The sequence below is a fragment of the Halomonas sp. MS1 genome (assembly GCF_024182575.1).
In the GTDB taxonomy this organism is placed as follows: domain Bacteria; phylum Pseudomonadota; class Gammaproteobacteria; order Pseudomonadales; family Halomonadaceae; genus Vreelandella.
This window is the reverse complement of sequence record NZ_CP098926.1, coordinates 1064203-1079342: the sequence shown is the minus strand read 5'-3', so window position 1 is coordinate 1079342 and position 15140 is coordinate 1064203. Positions and strand designations below refer to the sequence as shown.

13 protein-coding genes are annotated in these 15140 nt (G+C 57.0%); 4 read left to right on the top strand and 9 right to left on the bottom strand.

Features of this window, described 5'->3' with window-relative positions:
* Positions 1-97: 97 nt before the first annotated feature.
* Complete coding sequence (locus NF683_RS04905) at positions 98-769, top strand: response regulator (protein ID WP_009723006.1); 672 nt, start codon at positions 98-100, stop codon at positions 767-769.
* Here NF683_RS04905 and NF683_RS04900 read toward each other — a convergent pair.
* From NF683_RS04900 to pedF, 7 genes are read right to left on the bottom strand one after another with little or no spacing between them, the layout of a single operon-like run.
* Positions 759-2999 (bottom strand): insulinase family protein, encoded by a 2241-nt coding sequence (locus NF683_RS04900; RefSeq protein WP_253921432.1) that lies wholly within the window; start codon positions 2997-2999, stop codon positions 759-761. The two genes, NF683_RS04905 and NF683_RS04900, sit on opposite strands and share 11 nt — an antisense overlap.
* On the bottom strand, positions 2992-4689 hold the full coding sequence (locus NF683_RS04895; RefSeq protein WP_253921431.1) for a PAS domain-containing hybrid sensor histidine kinase/response regulator: 1698 nt from the start codon (positions 4687-4689) through the stop codon (positions 2992-2994). The genes NF683_RS04900 and NF683_RS04895 overlap by 8 nt, the downstream gene beginning before the upstream one ends.
* The gene (gene ercA / locus NF683_RS04890; RefSeq protein ID WP_253921430.1) at positions 4686-5849 is read right to left on the bottom strand and encodes an alcohol dehydrogenase-like regulatory protein ErcA; all 1164 of its coding nucleotides are present in this window, start codon (positions 5847-5849) and stop codon (positions 4686-4688) included. Before ercA ends, NF683_RS04895 begins: the two co-directional genes overlap by 4 nt.
* Positions 5850-5908: 59 nt before the next feature.
* On the bottom strand, positions 5909-7729 hold the full coding sequence (locus NF683_RS04885; RefSeq protein ID WP_253921429.1) for an alpha/beta hydrolase family protein: 1821 nt from the start codon (positions 7727-7729) through the stop codon (positions 5909-5911).
* An 11-nt stretch (positions 7730-7740) separates the two neighbouring features.
* Positions 7741-8685: a quinoprotein relay system zinc metallohydrolase 1 gene (locus NF683_RS04880; RefSeq protein ID WP_253921428.1), complete on the bottom strand. Its 945-nt coding sequence runs from the start codon at positions 8683-8685 to the stop codon at positions 7741-7743.
* Positions 8682-9521 (bottom strand): quinoprotein dehydrogenase-associated SoxYZ-like carrier, encoded by an 840-nt coding sequence (locus NF683_RS04875; protein WP_253921427.1) that lies wholly within the window; start codon positions 9519-9521, stop codon positions 8682-8684. Before NF683_RS04875 ends, NF683_RS04880 begins: the two co-directional genes overlap by 4 nt.
* 20 nt (positions 9522-9541) lie before the next feature.
* A complete protein-coding gene (pedF, locus tag NF683_RS04870) occupies positions 9542-10048 on the bottom strand; it encodes a cytochrome c-550 PedF (RefSeq protein ID WP_342760369.1) in 507 nt (168 codons plus the stop codon).
* A 261-nt stretch (positions 10049-10309) separates the two neighbouring features.
* Between pedF and NF683_RS04865 the strand changes: the two genes are divergently transcribed.
* The 3 genes from NF683_RS04865 (at position 10310) to NF683_RS04855 (ending at position 13574) form a co-directional block, all read left to right on the top strand.
* A complete protein-coding gene (locus NF683_RS04865; protein ID WP_253921426.1) occupies positions 10310-12211 on the top strand; it encodes a methanol/ethanol family PQQ-dependent dehydrogenase in 1902 nt (633 codons plus the stop codon).
* 72 nt (positions 12212-12283) lie between these two features.
* Positions 12284-12970: a pentapeptide repeat-containing protein gene (locus tag NF683_RS04860; protein ID WP_089040533.1), complete on the top strand. Its 687-nt coding sequence runs from the start codon at positions 12284-12286 to the stop codon at positions 12968-12970.
* 7 nt (positions 12971-12977) lie between these two features.
* Positions 12978-13574, top strand: a complete 597-nt coding sequence (locus NF683_RS04855; RefSeq protein WP_253921425.1) for a rhodanese-like domain-containing protein — start codon at positions 12978-12980, stop codon at positions 13572-13574.
* A gap of 24 nt (positions 13575-13598) precedes the next feature.
* On the opposite strand, the gene pqqE is transcribed toward NF683_RS04855, so the two are convergent.
* Both pqqE and pqqD read right to left on the bottom strand, forming a co-directional pair.
* Complete coding sequence (gene pqqE / locus NF683_RS04850) at positions 13599-14819, bottom strand: pyrroloquinoline quinone biosynthesis protein PqqE (RefSeq protein WP_253921424.1); 1221 nt, start codon at positions 14817-14819, stop codon at positions 13599-13601.
* The gene (gene pqqD / locus NF683_RS04845; RefSeq protein ID WP_253921423.1) at positions 14812-15114 is read right to left on the bottom strand and encodes a pyrroloquinoline quinone biosynthesis peptide chaperone PqqD; all 303 of its coding nucleotides are present in this window, start codon (positions 15112-15114) and stop codon (positions 14812-14814) included. Before pqqD ends, pqqE begins: the two co-directional genes overlap by 8 nt.
* Positions 15115-15140: the final 26 nt, after the last annotated feature.

Below are 15140 nucleotides of genomic sequence, written 5' to 3'. Positions count from 1 at the left end.
GATGACCCCGTAGTGGTGACTTAATAGAGATGACTTAGTAGAGTGTTATAAAAGACACAGTAAGCGGGATTTAGCTAAACCACAGGCAACCATAATAATGACAGCGACATATAAACTCCTGATTGCCGACGATCATCCCCTGGTGCGCGATGCCATGGCGCGAGTGATCCGTGAAGCTTACGCAGATGCTGAGGTTATCGAGGTAGAAGACTTTGATGCGGCCCTCGCCCATGCCCAGCAAGATCCTGATCTTGATTTGATATTGCTAGATTTAAATATGCCCGGCATGAACGGGTTAACAGGACTTTTGCAGCTGCGTAATGAGCAGCCTACGATTCCGGTGGTGATCGTGTCTGCGGAAGAGGATAAGCAGATTATTCTGCAGGCAGTCTCTTGTGGTGCGGCGGGGTTTATCACCAAATCACTGCCCCGTGATCAAATGCGCCACGCCATTGCCCAGGTGTTGGAAGGCAATATCTTTCTACCGGCTGATGCCATGCGTGCACCGGACAGCATCCGCAAGCGTCGCCATCAGGATCAAGGGTTTACCGCGGAACAACTGCGCCTGCTGACTCGCAAGCAGCTACAAGTGTTGGAGCATATGACGCGCGGTGAATCTAACAAGATGATTGCCTATCACCTTAATATTGCGGAAACCACGGTGAAGGCCCACGTGTCAGCGATCTTGCGCAAGCTGGGGGTGACCAGCCGAGTACAGGCGATTTTATCTGCCAACGATATCGATTTTTCCCAGTTCCTCAATCGCTGACAAAATAGTGGCCAGCGCTATCCAGCCAGTGGGTTTGCCAGTGGCCCAGGGTGTTTACCTGAGAGAGTAAATTGGTAAGTGCCCGTGAATCGATGCGTTGTTGTCCAAGGCGATGCAGTGGTTGATGGGTACCTGCCAAGAGGCTTTGCCACTGGAGAACCAGCGCCGCGAGTGGCGTTTCAGGAGGTGTTAGCGTTGGCAGTTGCGCCTGCAGAACGCTATCCGACGTTTTCCAGAGGGCGTCGGTGATCGATTGTAGCTTTTCCGCTATCCGTTTTTCCTCTCTCAGCTTCCTCCCTGTCGAGCCCGCGTCTTTGCTGATTTCCCCCACATTACTGACTTGTCCCGCATTGCTAGTTTGCACGACATAGCCAAGCGAACAAGGCGCGCCGTCGCCCCTGCGAACCGCTGCCACATAGCCCAAGTGATGGTCATAGCGCGCCTGCTGAAAAAAAGCCGCGCTGTGATGCTGCTCCGCAAGTGCCAATAGTAATCGCTGGCTGGGTGTGCCCGGTAGGCTCAGTGTCCGCATGATGGCGGTGCTGGTCGCTAGGCTAGCAGGGGGAGGCTGCTCAGCGTGTATTGCGACGCGGCTCGCCAGATTTGCTAGCGCGTGGCAAACGGCAGCGGCGCCTGTGTTATGGGAAACCCATACCGCAGGCGCGGCAGGCAATGGTGTTAAGCGCTGTATCAACTGCTGAGCCAGCAGCCCTTGTTGAGCCTTAGAGGCAGCTAGCACGGCGTCTTCCAACAGCGCCACCATGGCGTGGTTGGCTTTACTACCCATCGCTATCACCCAACTGCCGTGGGGTGAGTTCTCTTGCTTGAAGACAATCGCCTGAAGCGCCAGCCGCTGAGCGGTGAGCGGACTGGGTACGACGATTGCCTCGGGCACAAAGCAGGCCGCCCAGGCGGTGGTGGCAAGTGCCGCAAAATCATCGCTAACACCGTACTGACCGCACCAATGCTGCACGGCGGGGTAAGCCGCTGGTTGTCTATCAAAAGCATCAAAAGCGGGTGGTGAGGGCGATGGAGACGCGTTATCTAGTAGCCAACGGGCATTACTAGCCGCAAACAGGATTGCGGCTGGCTGATGTTCAGAGGGTGGCGTAGCAAAGCGACGAGCTAGCGCTTGGCGGCGGGCGTGTGTAAACCAAGCCGGGGCTAACTGCAGCGTATCAGCGGGTGGCTGCCAACGGTTGTCATGATCGTTAGGTGCTGTTCCGAGCAGGGTTGCGAAGAAGGTTGCTAAGCGCTCACTTAGGGCCGCCGCAAGGGCTTTCACCTGCTCCTGTGTCGCAGTGCCGCTTAGCGTCAAGCTAAAGGCATCTGTCGCCCCGCTAGGGGCCAGCGTTGCGCGGTAGTCGGTAATCGAATCAGGTAATTGCTCCACTAGGTAGCCTTGCTGTACCGAATCAGCTAAGCCGCTAAGGGCGATAAGCTGATGACGAGCAATGGCCGAGGGCAGCGGCCACAGTAGCTCAACGGCGTTGCCCGTCCTGGCTATCTTCGCGTGGGGCAGATGGCTCCACCGGGGCGTAATGGCAAGCGAAAGAGCGCTGGGTGTGGGTGGGCTAAACAGCGTTGCCATGCGTTTAATCAGGCGGGCCATCGTTTCCGTGTCCCAAGGGCTAATAATGGCGATGCTAACGCGGCCGCCGTGGTAGTGGTCGCGGTGAAACGCGGTGAGCGCTTCAAGTAATAGCGCCATGTCGCTACCTAGGGTTTGCGCATTGCCGTGACGGCAGCCAGCACAGATATGTTGAGGGTCGCTGAGCGTGGCGATGGCTGACAGCCGTTGCATCGCCGAACTGTGCTGGCGGGCCTGCCACTCGGCATCGATAGCGGCGACTTCAGCACAAATGACGGATGGCGAAAACGCAGGCCTGGCGAGCTGGCTGGCAACCGTGAGCGCCGCTGATTCTAAGGTCTCTGCTGGTATCGAGAAATGTACATCGGTGACGTAGTCATCGGTATGGGCGTTCAGGCTACCTTGGTGTTGGGCAAGCCAAGTAAGCAGGCTGATGTTAGAAGACGCTTCCAGCGGCGCGGTAGTGAGCACGTGCTCGAGCAGATGAGCCAGCCCTGGCAGGGCGCGCGGCTCATCCAAATAGCCCGCCGCAATGGCGATGCTAACGTGAGCGCGGGTTAAGTGGGGCGCTTGGGCCAGCACTCCCTGCGCCCCGTTCGGCAGGGAGATACAGGTTTGTTGAAAGCTAAGCTTAGCCATTAAGCAGGCTACGTAGCAGCGCGCGCAGTTTGCCGGGGCGAACGGGTTTGTTTAATTGCGGCACGCCAGCATGACGCAGGCGGCGCTGCCAGTGGTCAGAGCGGTCGGCGCTGAGAATAGCGGCTGGAAGGTGCGGGTCGTGCCAGTGCTGGCGAAGTTGGCGAATAGCCTCCAGGCCGGTCATATGGTCATCTAAGTGCAGGTCGACCAGCAGCATATCCGGTGCTTCCTGGCTGGCTTTAGCGGTATCGACATCCAGGGCAGTATCGCAACTGATCTGCCATTCACTTAACAGCAGCGCCATGCCTTGCAAAATCGTTGGTTCATTATCCAGGATCAGCACGCGAAGCCCTTCAAACTCATTGCCAGCGGAGAGCGGCGCGCTGGGAGCGGGGGCTTGGCTAAAGGAAATAGCGCTGGCACGCGGCACCGTAACAGCAAAGCAGGAGCCTTGGCCGGGTGCAGAACGCACAGAGAGCGGATGCTCAAGGCGCTGGCTAATCCGTTCCACAATGGCAAGCCCCAGGCCAACGCCCTGGCGGTCCCGCGCGCGGGTAGCGTTAAGTTGGTGAAACTCGCGAAAAATAAGCTGGTAGTCGCTTTCGGGAATACCAATACCGCTATCGACAACTTGCACGGCCAGGCTGTCGTCGTTATGGCGGCGGACACCCAGGCAGATGCCGCCACGCTGGGTATAGCGGCAGGCGTTAGCAAGAAAGTTGCGCACAATGCGGCTGAGTAGATAAGGGTCGCTGGTCACCGCTTGATGAGAAGGCACGTAGCGCAGCGTGAGCCCTTTACGTTGCGCCACCGGGGAAAATTCATCCGCCAGACTGCTGAGGATATCGTCGAGTTTAAAGTGGCGTAGTTGTGGCTGTACCTGGCCGTGATCCAGCCGTGAAATATCCAACAGATCGGAAAGAATCGCTTCGGCGCCTTCCAATGAGTTTTGCACACTCTCAATCAAAGACAGGTTCTCGCTGTCGGTCAGCCGTTCCTGTAGCGAGGCCACCAATAAGCGTGCAGCGTTCATGGGTTGTAGCAGGTCATGGCTAGCGGCGGCTAGGTAGCGGTCTTTACTTTGGTTAGCAAACTCTGCGGCATCGCGAGCGCTTCTAAGCTCCTCGTTGAGCCGTTCAAGCGCTTGGGTGCGGTCAACTACCCGTGCTTCCAAATGGGCGTTGAGGGTTTCTAAATGCTGGCGCGCGCGCTCGCGCTCGGTAATATCTGCCACAAAGCCTTCGATCAGGTCTTCGTCCCCGGCAAGCTCGGCGGGCTTACGTATTAGGGTAATTGCCACGGGTACTTGATGCCCGGATGCGCCCTGCAGCCAGGTGGTTTGGCCGGTTACGTGGCCTTGCGCGAGCAGCAGATCGCGCAGTTGTTGCCCAGTAGATGCGTTAACAAACAGCGCGTCAAAGCGCGCGCAGCGCTCAAGTGTATGTTCCACGCTACTATCATCAAGCATGGCGGCTAGCGCCGGGTTAGCGGCGCGCAGTTTGCCGGATAGCGATGCTTGAAAAATACCGTGCAGCGCGTTTTCGAACAGCAATTTATAGCGATTACGCTCCACCTCAAGCTCTTCTAAGCGTACGGAAAGCTCGCGATAGTAGCTTTTACGCGCCGACTGCTGGCCAAGCCCGAGTAGGTCGCTGACCGAAAAGCCCGAGGGATCGCTGGCTTTTTTCATAGTGCCTCTTCGTAAACCACCGCCACGTCTCTTGAGCTGGAGCGCCGTGGATTGGTCAGGATGCAGGGATCACCCAGCGCATGGTTAGTGAGAAATGGCACGTCGCTACGCGAGACGCCCATCACGCCAAGGGTTCCGCCTAGGCCAACGGCATGTTTTAAGTCGACTAAGTACTGAAACAGGGCTTTTTTGACCTGCTGCTGCGACAACCCCCGACAGTCGATACCCACGGCCTCGGCCACCCGCTTAAAGCGGTCAGGGGCGGCTTCGTAGTTATAAGCCACCACGTGCTCTAGCAGCATGGCATTGCATAAGCCGTGGGGTAAATCCAGGAAACCACCTAAACTATGGGACATCGCGTGTACCGCGCCCAAAATGGCGTTTGAAAACGCCAGCCCTGCTTGCATACTGCCCAGCATTACCTGGGCACGCAGCTCGCCGTCGGTTGGGTTCGCCACCAGTGCTTCAAGATGGCTACTGATTAAGCGCATGGCTTCTAAGGCATGGGCATCGGTAAGCGGGCCGCTACCGGTTGAAACAAACGCTTCGATGGCATGCACCAGCGCATCGACCCCGGTACACGCGGTGAGATAGGGCGACATGGTCATGGTGACTTCTGGGTCGATCAGCGACACATCCGGCACCACGGCTTTGCTGATGATTGAGAATTTCATGCGTCGCTGTTGGTCGGAAATAATCGCAAACTGGGAAATATCCGCCGACGTGCCCGCAGTTGAGGGAATGAAAATTAGCGGCGGAATGGGCACGCTAATCGTATCCACACCTTCAAAATCAAGAATGTGGCCACCGTGGGCGGTGACGATGCCAATCCCTTTGGCACAGTCCATGGGGCTGCCGCCGCCCACTGCCACAATTGCTTTGCAGCCGGTTTCACGGTAGACCTCGGCACCGGCCATAATCTCATCGACCCGCGGGTTAGGTGATACGGCGGTAAAGCGCTCAACGGCAATATTGGCTTCCAACAGCTTGGCTTCAATATCGGCGACCCAGCCTGCCAACAGCACGCCGGGGTCGGAGACCAGGAGTACCTTTTCTGCCCCGAATGTCGTGGCGTAGTTGCCCGCAGCGTGGCGCGCCCCGTCGCCAAAAATAATTTCAGGAGCGACAAACTTACGAAGTTGTGTGAGCGGCGAAGTCATGGGGCGGTCTCGTTTATCGTTGTTAACCATTATCTTAAGCACCTTAAGGGATTGTTGCGCTACGACCTTGGTGCTGTCGTTAGGTGGCTAGATTGATAAAAGGCTAGCTCGCGGGCCAGCATGGTTTGGCGAGCTTTGGGGTGGCGAATGCCGTGGTATTCGTTATCAAACAGCAGTGTTTGTGCTTCGCCACCGTGGAGTTCGATATGCCGCGCCATGGCATGAGTTTGTTCTGGCACCACGATGGCGTCTTTGCCACCCTGAATAAACAGTGCCCGTAATGGGCGCTGACAACGGGTGACGTGGTAGCTAGGGCTGCGCTGGGCGAGCTGGGTCTCGTCTCCAATTAACCAGCCCAGGTAACCGGATTCAAAGCGGTGTGTTTGTGCCGCTAACGTTAATGCATCGGTTACCCCGTACAGGCTAGTGGCCGCAGCAAATAGCGGCGTGGCCGCCAAGGCATTAAGAGCAGTCAACCCGCCAGCGCTTTGGCCGCGAATAAAGCAGCGCGCTGTATCGATCGCAAAGCGTGTGCAGGCGGCGCTAACCAAGGCGATGACATCCTCAGTATCGCTGATGCCCCACTGGCCGGCTAAGCATTCGCGATAGCGGCGGCCAAAGTTGCCGCTGCCACGGGGGTTGATATCTAAAACGTGAAAGCCCTGTTGCTGCCAGTAGGCTACTAGCGGGTCATAAATAGGGTAGGCGGCGGCGGTGGGCCCGCCATGAACGCGCACAATCAGCGGCGCAGCGCGGTTGGCTAAGGCTGAGTAGAAAAAGCCGTGAACCGTTTCGCCTTCGTTGCCAACAGGGGTTTCCAGCCATTGTGCGGTGGCGGAATTTTCAGTCACTAGGTTTTGCGTTACGTTACCCTCGGCCTTACCTACTAGACAGTTACGCGAGCCATTTTCGTTGAAGCGTATCAACTGAGCGCCGCTGGTGGCGCTTTGCACAATGGCGTAGTCACCGTGCCTTGCTAGCGTGATGCTTGCCACGCGGCCGGGGTCTGGTAGTAGTGCTTCAACCTGCTCGCCGCAACGGCGATAAAGCTGAGCTGCACCCTGGTGCAGTTGGCAGTAAACCTGCCGATTGTCTCGCCATACGTGCTGGCGCTCACCCAACTGCCACGGTGTGGTGATGTGGTCAACCGGGGCATTGCTCAGGCACACAGGGGTAGCCAGGTTTACCTGCCAGGGTTGCCACCAGCCAGCGTGATCGCTCATGCAAATCAGCGCGTTGTGAGGGCCCAACTGTGGCTGGCTAATCGCTGCGCCGAAATCCCAATGCTCCAATATTTCAAGCTGACCTGTGCTGGTCACCCGCGCGAGATGTAGCTGGCTGCGTTGCCAAGGCATGTGCGGCAACGACCAACTGACCCAGGCGAGGTAACCACCATCGTCGCTTAATACCGCTGCGCCATAAAAATCAGCACCTTCAGCCAGCACTTGCCTGTTATCGCCCGTTCTGCTGCTGTCAGTAACGGCGACCAGCCGTTGACCTTGTTGATCTTCTTCTACCGCAATCACCCGCTGGCGCTTAGGGTCGGCGCACAGCCCGCCGTAGGCTGTTTGTGGGCGCTGTTGCCAGCAGTAGTTTTTACCGTGACGGTCGAGCTGCATAATGGCTTGATCGTGCTGGCGCACCCATACGACGCCCCCTAGCAGGGGCGTGTAGCTGCCGCCGCCGTACTGATTCATGCGGCTACCCACCGCCTCTTCTACTGCACAGCTCGGCGTCTCGTTGCTGTCGGCGCGCCACTGCCAAAGTTGCATGCCGCCCGTTTGCGGGGAGCGTGCGAGCCAGTAAACAGCTTGGGCGTCGCTGTGCAGCTCGGCCAAGGTATCAGTGGGTTCGGCGGCATCTGCCAGGGTAAGCAGCATAGGTGTGCTCCTTAGTGTGGGGCGCCCCACAGCAACCGTGCTTCGTAGCGTGGGTAAAGCTGCATTACGCTGCGGGTGAACTCATATTCGGTGAGTGCCATAGTGCTAAACGTGTCTGGTAGTTCAACGGCTAAGGCATGATTGGCACCCAGCCCTTCGCTAGCCACATCACTGAGGCGCTGGTCTAGCCATTCAAGGTAATGCGTGGTTTGGCCAATGATCGTTTCGGGCGGCGCACTGGGGCCATGACCCGGTACTGCGGTGCTGGCGTTGAGTGTGCGTAGATCATTCAGTTCTTCCTGCCACTGTTGCAGGCTTGGGCTGTGGGCAGTGGCGGCAGCACGTTGGTAGAAGCCCATGTCGCCTAAAAACAGCACGTCGGTGGCATGGTCCATAATCACCAGGTCACCACCGCTATGGCCGCTCATGGCGAACAGCGTGAGCGGGTAGTTGCCAAGGGTTATCTCGCCTGCCTCGATCACCTTGGGTAGGGCAATAGATGAGTGCTCCAAACTACGCCCGGTCAGCCGCGCTACATTATCGATCAGTGCGTCACGGTCGCGGGCCATCAACGTACGAGTGCTGGCTAAGGTGAGGTGCTGTGCCTCGCCAAAGGCGGCATTGCCAAAAAAGTGGTCAGGATGGTGATGGGTATTCAACACCCAGCGTACGGGTTGAGCGGTGTGCTGAGCAATGAGTGTTTTGAGCGCGTCGCCAAAGTGTGGGCTGCTGCCGCTGTCGATGAGAATGACACCACTGGGCGTAGCAATAAATGCTTGGTTGCCAATATGGCCGCAGTTGCTGGTGGAAAGCTCTTCTCTTAAGCCTTCCACCATCCAGGTGTTTTCCGCGACCGCTTGGGCGGTTAGCTGACGTTCGCAGAACATCACCGGTTCGCTGGCTGCCAGCGGCGTGATCAGCAGTGTACTGAAGGCGGCCAGAAAACCGGCTTTCATGGCTGCAGACCAATAGAAAAGCGGTTGCCGTTGTTATCCCGCGCGCCAATCACATAGCCGCCTGGTGAGGGGCGCATATGCAGCCCTAAGGTGGGGTTGGCGCTCACCGATGCGTCGATATCCAGGGCGGCCACTTGCTGGCCCTGCTGATCCAACAGTTCAAACGACTGCACATAAAAGGCGGGCTGGCTGGGGATTAAGCCGCTGTCCATGGGGTGAGAAAGGCGCACCCGCAGGCGCTGTTCATCTTCATTGGCAAACAGCCGACCCTGCAGCTCGCCGAAGGTGGTTTCCCAATCGGTGTCAGCGCTGGCAATGCCGGGTGTGGTGCAGCCACCGCCTTCCGCTTCAATGTAGGTGCCACCCACATGCCAAGTATCGCCCTGTTTTACTGCGACGCGCACCGCGGAGGCCTGTTCCAAGCGAATATTTAGCGACAGCTTGGCTAATCCATGGCTCATCGGGGAATAGCGGAACAGGCGGGGAATCGGGTTGAGATCCACCCAGGCAATAATGTCAGTGATTGGCTCGCCACTGGCTTCTAAGGCGCTGGCATCTAGCGCAATGGGGACTTGCCCTGAGTCTTCGGCGAACCCCGGCGCGCTAACGATGACGCGCTCATCAAACACCACGGGGGCATCGCCCAGAAAGCGCTCGCGGTACACAGGCCACATAAAGGAGTTAAGCGGATCCTGTTCAGCCGTGCTCGCTGTGGCCAATGCGGTGTTCGGCATTGCGATCAGTAGCCAGAAAAGCGCCGCGAGTGGAGGGGCAAGGTTTGCGGCGAACGTCGCGGCGAGCCGTTGTAACGTGATGATGGAAGTTAGGGTTGCCATGATGCCTCCCAGCGTTGGGATTATTGTCCAGTCGTTTCCATGCTGACCGTTTCCAACCAGGTGCGAATGGCCCACAGCCCTTCTTGGCTAACGTAATCGGACATGCGCGGCATTAGCACCCGGCCGTTGCGCTCGGCGCCATTGGTGACCAACTCTTTAAACCACTCATCGCCCCATGCGCCATTTTCCAGCTCGCGCAGGTCGGGAGCGATGCCGCCAGATTTCGCTTCTAGCCCGTGACAAGCGGCGCAGTTGCTGTTGTAAGCGCGGGCACCAATATCGATGGCAAGTTCTTGCTGGGGGTGATCACGGTAGGGGTTCTCTTCCCGCCATTCGTCGCCTAAGCGTTCGAGGTCTTTAATATCAACGGCTTGAGGAGTCACGCTGCCGTGAGACCAGGCCAGCGGCGAAGCTAGCAACGCGGCAACAGCGATAGCGCCCACTTGGCTACTGAGGCGTACGGGCAATGTTGCGGCGATTGTTTTTGCCAGTACGGTTTCTTTAAGTACGGTTTTTGTAATGGTCATGGGAAATGCTCCTCAGGGGATCAATGTATCGTCACTTGAGTGAGCTTAGGCAGGCAGGCCTTCCGAACCTATAGCACCTTAGGCATCGCTAGGCTCCTCCTTTGGAAGTAGTGCTAAATCAGGATGAGAACGCGACTGGAGGGGGAGATTGGTTTGTTATCCGAGCTTCTAAGCTGGACTTAGTCTTGCTGGCACCACGCAAGCAGCAGCTTGGCCGCTTTGCAGCCATTGCATTGTGATCATTACTCGGATGGAAAACCCATGACATACGCTATCAATAACAACACGTCAGCCCGCAAAATTTCGTGGCCCTTTCGCCTGCGTACACTCACCGCCGCCGTTGCTTACGCTTCTGCCTTAGGCGTCGGGGGCATTGCGCTGACAGCCCACGCCAGCGAGGTGACCTGGGACGATATTCTCAATGACCATAACAACACTGAAACGGTGTTGATGTACGGCATGGGCGTGAAAGCACAGCGCTATAGCCCGCTTGATCAAATTAACGCAGATAACGTCGAGATGCTGACACCTGCGTGGTCTCTCTCCTTTGGCGATGAAATGCAGCGGGGTCAGGAGTCGCAGGCACTGGTTCATGAAGGCGTTATTTATGTTACCGGCTCCTATTCACGTATTTTTGCTATTGATGCGCGCACTGGCCAGCGGCTGTGGTCCTACAACCATCGCCTGCCCAGCGATATTCGCCCTTGCTGTGACGTGGTGAACCGTGGCGCGGCCATTTATGGTGACAAGGTATTCTTCGGTACGCTGGATGCTGGCATCGTGGCGCTGAATAAAGATACCGGTGAGGTGGTGTGGCGCGAACGCTTTGGTGACCACCGTGCGGGCTACACCATGACCGGTGCGCCAACGATTGTCGAAGATAGTGAAACAGGTCGCGTGTTGCTAATTCATGGCTCTTCGGGAGATGAGTTCGGCATTGTGGGTAAGCTGTATGCCCGTGATCCTGATACCGGCGAAGAGATTTGGATGCGGCCCTTTGTTGAAGGCCACATGGGACGTCTGAACGGTGAAGAGAGCACGCCGACAGGCGATGCCAACGCACCTTCATGGCCCGATGACCCCGATAGCGAAACCGGCAAAGTACAAGCCTGGAGCCAAGGTGGTGGCGCGCCATGGCAGAGCGCCAGTTTTGACCCTGATACCAATACCATCATCATTGGTGCCGGTAACCCTGCTCCTTGGAATGGCTGGGCACGCACCTCGGAAGACGGCGACCCGTCGGACTACGACAGCCTTTACACCTCTGGACAGCTGGGTATCGACCCTTCGACTGGCGAAGTGAAGTGGTTCTATCAGCATACCCCCAATGATACCTGGGACTTCTCGGGCAATAACGAAATCGTCTTGTTTGAGTACGAAGATGAGAATGGCCAAACGGTGAATGCAGGTGCTCACGCTGACCGTAATGGCTTCTTCTATGTCACCGATCGCACCAACGGCGAGCTTATCAACGCCTTCCCGTTTGTCGATAACATCACCTGGGCCACCCACATTGACCTGGAAACCGGCCGCCCGGTTGAGGCTGAAGGTCAGCGCCCACCGCGCTTGGAAGAGGGACAAACCCGCTCTGAGCCTGTTGAAGTTTCACCACCGTTCCTGGGGGGTAAAAACTGGAACCCAATGGCTTACAGCGAAGACACCGGGCTGTTCTACGTGCCGGGTAACCACTGGAAAGAAGATTACTGGACCGAGGAAGTTGAGTACGTGGAAGGCGCGGCCTACCTGGGTATGGGCTTCCGCATTAAACGTATGTACGACGACCACGTCGGTATTCTACGTGCTGTTGATCCGGTCACCGGTGAGTACGCTTGGGAGCATAAAGAGCCCATGCCGCTGTGGGCAGGCGTGCTAGCGACCCACGGTGACCTGGTGTTTACCGGTACTGGCGATGGTTACTTAAAAGCATTCCATGCAGAAACCGGTGAAGAGCTTTGGAAGTTCCAGGTAGGCACCGGCATCATTTCACCACCGGTTACTTGGGAGATGGACGGTGAGCAGTACATTGGTGTTACTGCAGGTTATGGCGGTGCAGTTCCACTATGGGGCGGCGATATGGCTGAACTGACCCGGCCGATTGCTCAGGGCGGCTCGTTCTGGGTCTTCAAGTTACCTTCCTTCGTTCAAGATCTGGCTAACCGTTAAGTTATTGGCACCTCTTGGGCGGCTTTTGCCGCCCTTTTTTGAATGGAGATAACGGTAATGGAGAGAATAACAATGCTAACTCGCAGTGCTCCGCCTTTATGGAGCCGCCAAGCAACGGCGGTTTTCCTCTGCCTTAGCGCGATAGGCAGCGTTGTCGCCGATGATTATGTTGAAGCGTATCAACCGCCAGTGCATAACGGCTGTGAGTTGGTGCCAGGTACTCAGTGCGCCAATATGGATTTATCCGGCGGTGACTTTTCCAATCTTGACCTACAGGGCGCTAACTTTGCGGGCAGTAACCTAGAAGGCTCGGATTTCCGCCACAGCAACCTACGCAGCGTTGATTTTGAAGGCGCATCGCTGAGAAATGCCAACCTCAATCGTGCGCGCATGCCCAACACGCATTTACGCGGTGCCGATCTTTCCCATGCCAGTTTGGTTGGGCTGGATAGCTGGAGTATTTATGCCCAGGGAGCGACATTTGATTATGCCGATTTGACCGGCGCTAACCTTGAGTTTGCCCGGCTTTCCGGGGCCAGCATGCAAGGAGCAACGCTGATGGGCAGCAATCTGGAAATGGCCTGGATGAATAAGGTCAACCTGATCGGTGCGGACCTGCGCGATGCTAATCTGCAAGAAGCCAAAATGAACATCACGCGCCTCAATGATGCTGATATGACCGGTGCGCGTATCCACTACGGCAACTTCCAGATGGCCCAAATGGAGGGCTGTACCGGCTGTCCGTTTGATTGGGAGTAATATCACCATGACGACACAACCTTCGGCGCACTCTGTGTGCCGCTATCTCCTCTGTTTGGTGTGGGGGAGTGGCATGTTCAGCGGGGTGGCAGGCGCTGAAGCGCCCGCCGCGGCATTTAACCAAGAAGGCTACCGCTTGCCGCCTTTTAAAGCGCCGGTTACTGCACCGCTACCAGGGGTGACCACGTTAGATGACCATGCTTTTCAAGCGCTACTGGAATCGCCGCCTGTGATACTGGTGGATGTCTATGCGCTGCCCTGGCATAACGGGCTTTTTCTGCAGGATAGTGCGCACTTAACGATTCCAGGGAGTATTTGGCTGCCTAATGTGGGCGCGGCTAGTTTGGAAGAGGAGTGGATTGATTATTTCACCACAGCACTGGATGCGCAGCGTAAGCACGCTGAAGCCGCGCCGCTAGTATTCTTCTGCCGTGCTGACTGCTGGCTTTCCTGGAACGCTGCACGGCGTGCTGAGGCAATGGGCTATGAAGAGCTCTATTGGTACCCAAATGGGGTGGATGGCTGGCAAGCGAGCGGACATTCGTTAGCAGCCGTTTGCCCGCAGCTGCCCGCCCATGCTGAGCGAGCCACCTGCGAGCCTTAATCATTTTATTACTGATAAACAGGTTTATTGCCGATAAATCAGCTCAAGTGGTTGGCGGGGCGAAGGCGCCGCTGAACCAGTTTGATGGTCAGCCTGACGTTCAACCTGATTCTGTAACTGCTTTGTTTGCAACTGCTTTGATTGGCGGGCATTGCGGGGAATCAGCGTCGCTTGATCGGGCGTGTTGTGGCTGTTTTCTGCGATTAGGCTCTCTAACAACCCATGCTGGGGAGAGTGCTGGCATACCGGGTCGGTGGCGTTCATATCGCCGGTTAATAAATAGGCTTGGCAGCGGCAGCCGCCATGGTCTTTGTCGCGGTCGTCGCACTGTTGGCAGAGCGTAGGCATCCACTGGGTGCCGCGAAAACGGTTGAACGCATCACTTTGGTACCAAATGTCCTGCAGCGACGTCTCTTTGACGTTCGGAAATGCCATCGGTAGCTCCCTGGCGCTGTGACAGGGCAACACGGCGCCATCTGGGGCTACGGTCATAAAGATACTGCCCCAACCACCCATGCACGCTTTAGGCGCTTGCTCAAAGTAGTCCGGCACCACAAATAGTAATGACATATCGCGGCCACGTGCCGCCAGTGTTTCACGCCAGCGATTGGTTTCCGCCTCGGCGCGTACCAGCTGTTCACGGGTAGGCATCAACGCCTGGCGGTTCAAAAACGCCCAGCCGTAATACTGGCAGTTGGCCAGTTCAACCGCATCCGCGCCTAGCTCATCGCAGAGGGCAATCAGATCGCCAATTTGATCGATATTGTGCCGATGTAGCACCACGTTTAATACCATGGGGTAGCCAGCGGCCTTGACCGCTTTGGCCATGGCCAGCTTGTTGGCGTGGGCCTTGGTAGAGCCTGCCAGCGCCTGGGCCAGTTCGGGGTCGGCGGCTTGCAGGCTAATCTGGATATGATCCAGGCCCGCTTCTGCCAAGGCGTCTACCCGCTGGGCAGTGAGGCCCACGCCGGAGGTCAGCAGGTTGGTGTAAAAGCCTAGCTGGCGTGCTTCGCTTACCAGCGCTTCCAGGTCTTGACGAATCAGCGGTTCGCCGCCGGAAAAGCCAAGCTGTGCTGCCCCCATGGCCCTGGCTTGGCGCAGCACGTTAAACCATGCGTCGGTATCCAGCTCGTTTTGGTAACGGGTAAATTCCAACGGGTTAGAGCAGTAAGCGCACTGCAGTGGGCAGCGGTAGGTGAGTTCCGCCAGCAGCCATAAGGGCGGTGAGGTTGTTTTATTAACCACAATGAACCTCCTTCACGGCTAGCCAGCCGTTACCGCGGGCTTCATCGATAAACTGCACGACATCGTCTGCTAAGGTGTCCGCGCCTGGGTAGCGCTGCTGTAGGGTGGCTATAATGTCAGCGATGGAGTGGTGGCCATCAACCTGCTCAAGAATCGCGCCGGCAGTCGCGCTGAGCTTGACCATGCCTTCGGGATACAGAATGACGTGGCAGCCCTGAATGGCTTCCCACTGTAAGCGCCAACCGCGTCGCAGCTGGTAAATATCTTGATGTGATATGACGAGTTGCTGTGACATGGTGAATTCCCCAACGCTAGTCGATC

What these genes read in the sequence shown, in the direction of transcription:
- NF683_RS04905 (WP_009723006.1), top strand. Translation starts at nt 98, where the DNA reads ATGACAGCGACATATAAACTCCTGATTGCCGACGATCATCCCCTGGTG.
- NF683_RS04860 (WP_089040533.1), top strand. Translation starts at nt 12,284, where the DNA reads ATGCTAACTCGCAGTGCTCCGCCTTTATGGAGCCGCCAAGCAACGGCG.
- NF683_RS04875 (WP_253921427.1), bottom strand. Translation starts at nt 9,521, where the DNA reads ATGGCAACCCTAACTTCCATCATCACGTTACAACGGCTCGCCGCGACG.
- NF683_RS04855 (WP_253921425.1), top strand. Translation starts at nt 12,978, where the DNA reads ATGACGACACAACCTTCGGCGCACTCTGTGTGCCGCTATCTCCTCTGT.
- NF683_RS04895 (WP_253921431.1), bottom strand. Translation starts at nt 4,689, where the DNA reads ATGAAAAAAGCCAGCGATCCCTCGGGCTTTTCGGTCAGCGACCTACTC.
- pedF (WP_342760369.1), bottom strand. Translation starts at nt 10,048, where the DNA reads ATGACCATTACAAAAACCGTACTTAAAGAAACCGTACTGGCAAAAACA.
- NF683_RS04885 (WP_253921429.1), bottom strand. Translation starts at nt 7,729, where the DNA reads ATGCTGCTTACCCTGGCAGATGCCGCCGAACCCACTGATACCTTGGCC.
- ercA (WP_253921430.1), bottom strand. Translation starts at nt 5,849, where the DNA reads ATGACTTCGCCGCTCACACAACTTCGTAAGTTTGTCGCTCCTGAAATT.
- NF683_RS04865 (WP_253921426.1), top strand. Translation starts at nt 10,310, where the DNA reads ATGACATACGCTATCAATAACAACACGTCAGCCCGCAAAATTTCGTGG.
- NF683_RS04900 (WP_253921432.1), bottom strand. Translation starts at nt 2,999, where the DNA reads ATGGCTAAGCTTAGCTTTCAACAAACCTGTATCTCCCTGCCGAACGGG.
- pqqD (WP_253921423.1), bottom strand. Translation starts at nt 15,114, where the DNA reads ATGTCACAGCAACTCGTCATATCACATCAAGATATTTACCAGCTGCGA.
- NF683_RS04880 (WP_253921428.1), bottom strand. Translation starts at nt 8,685, where the DNA reads ATGAAAGCCGGTTTTCTGGCCGCCTTCAGTACACTGCTGATCACGCCG.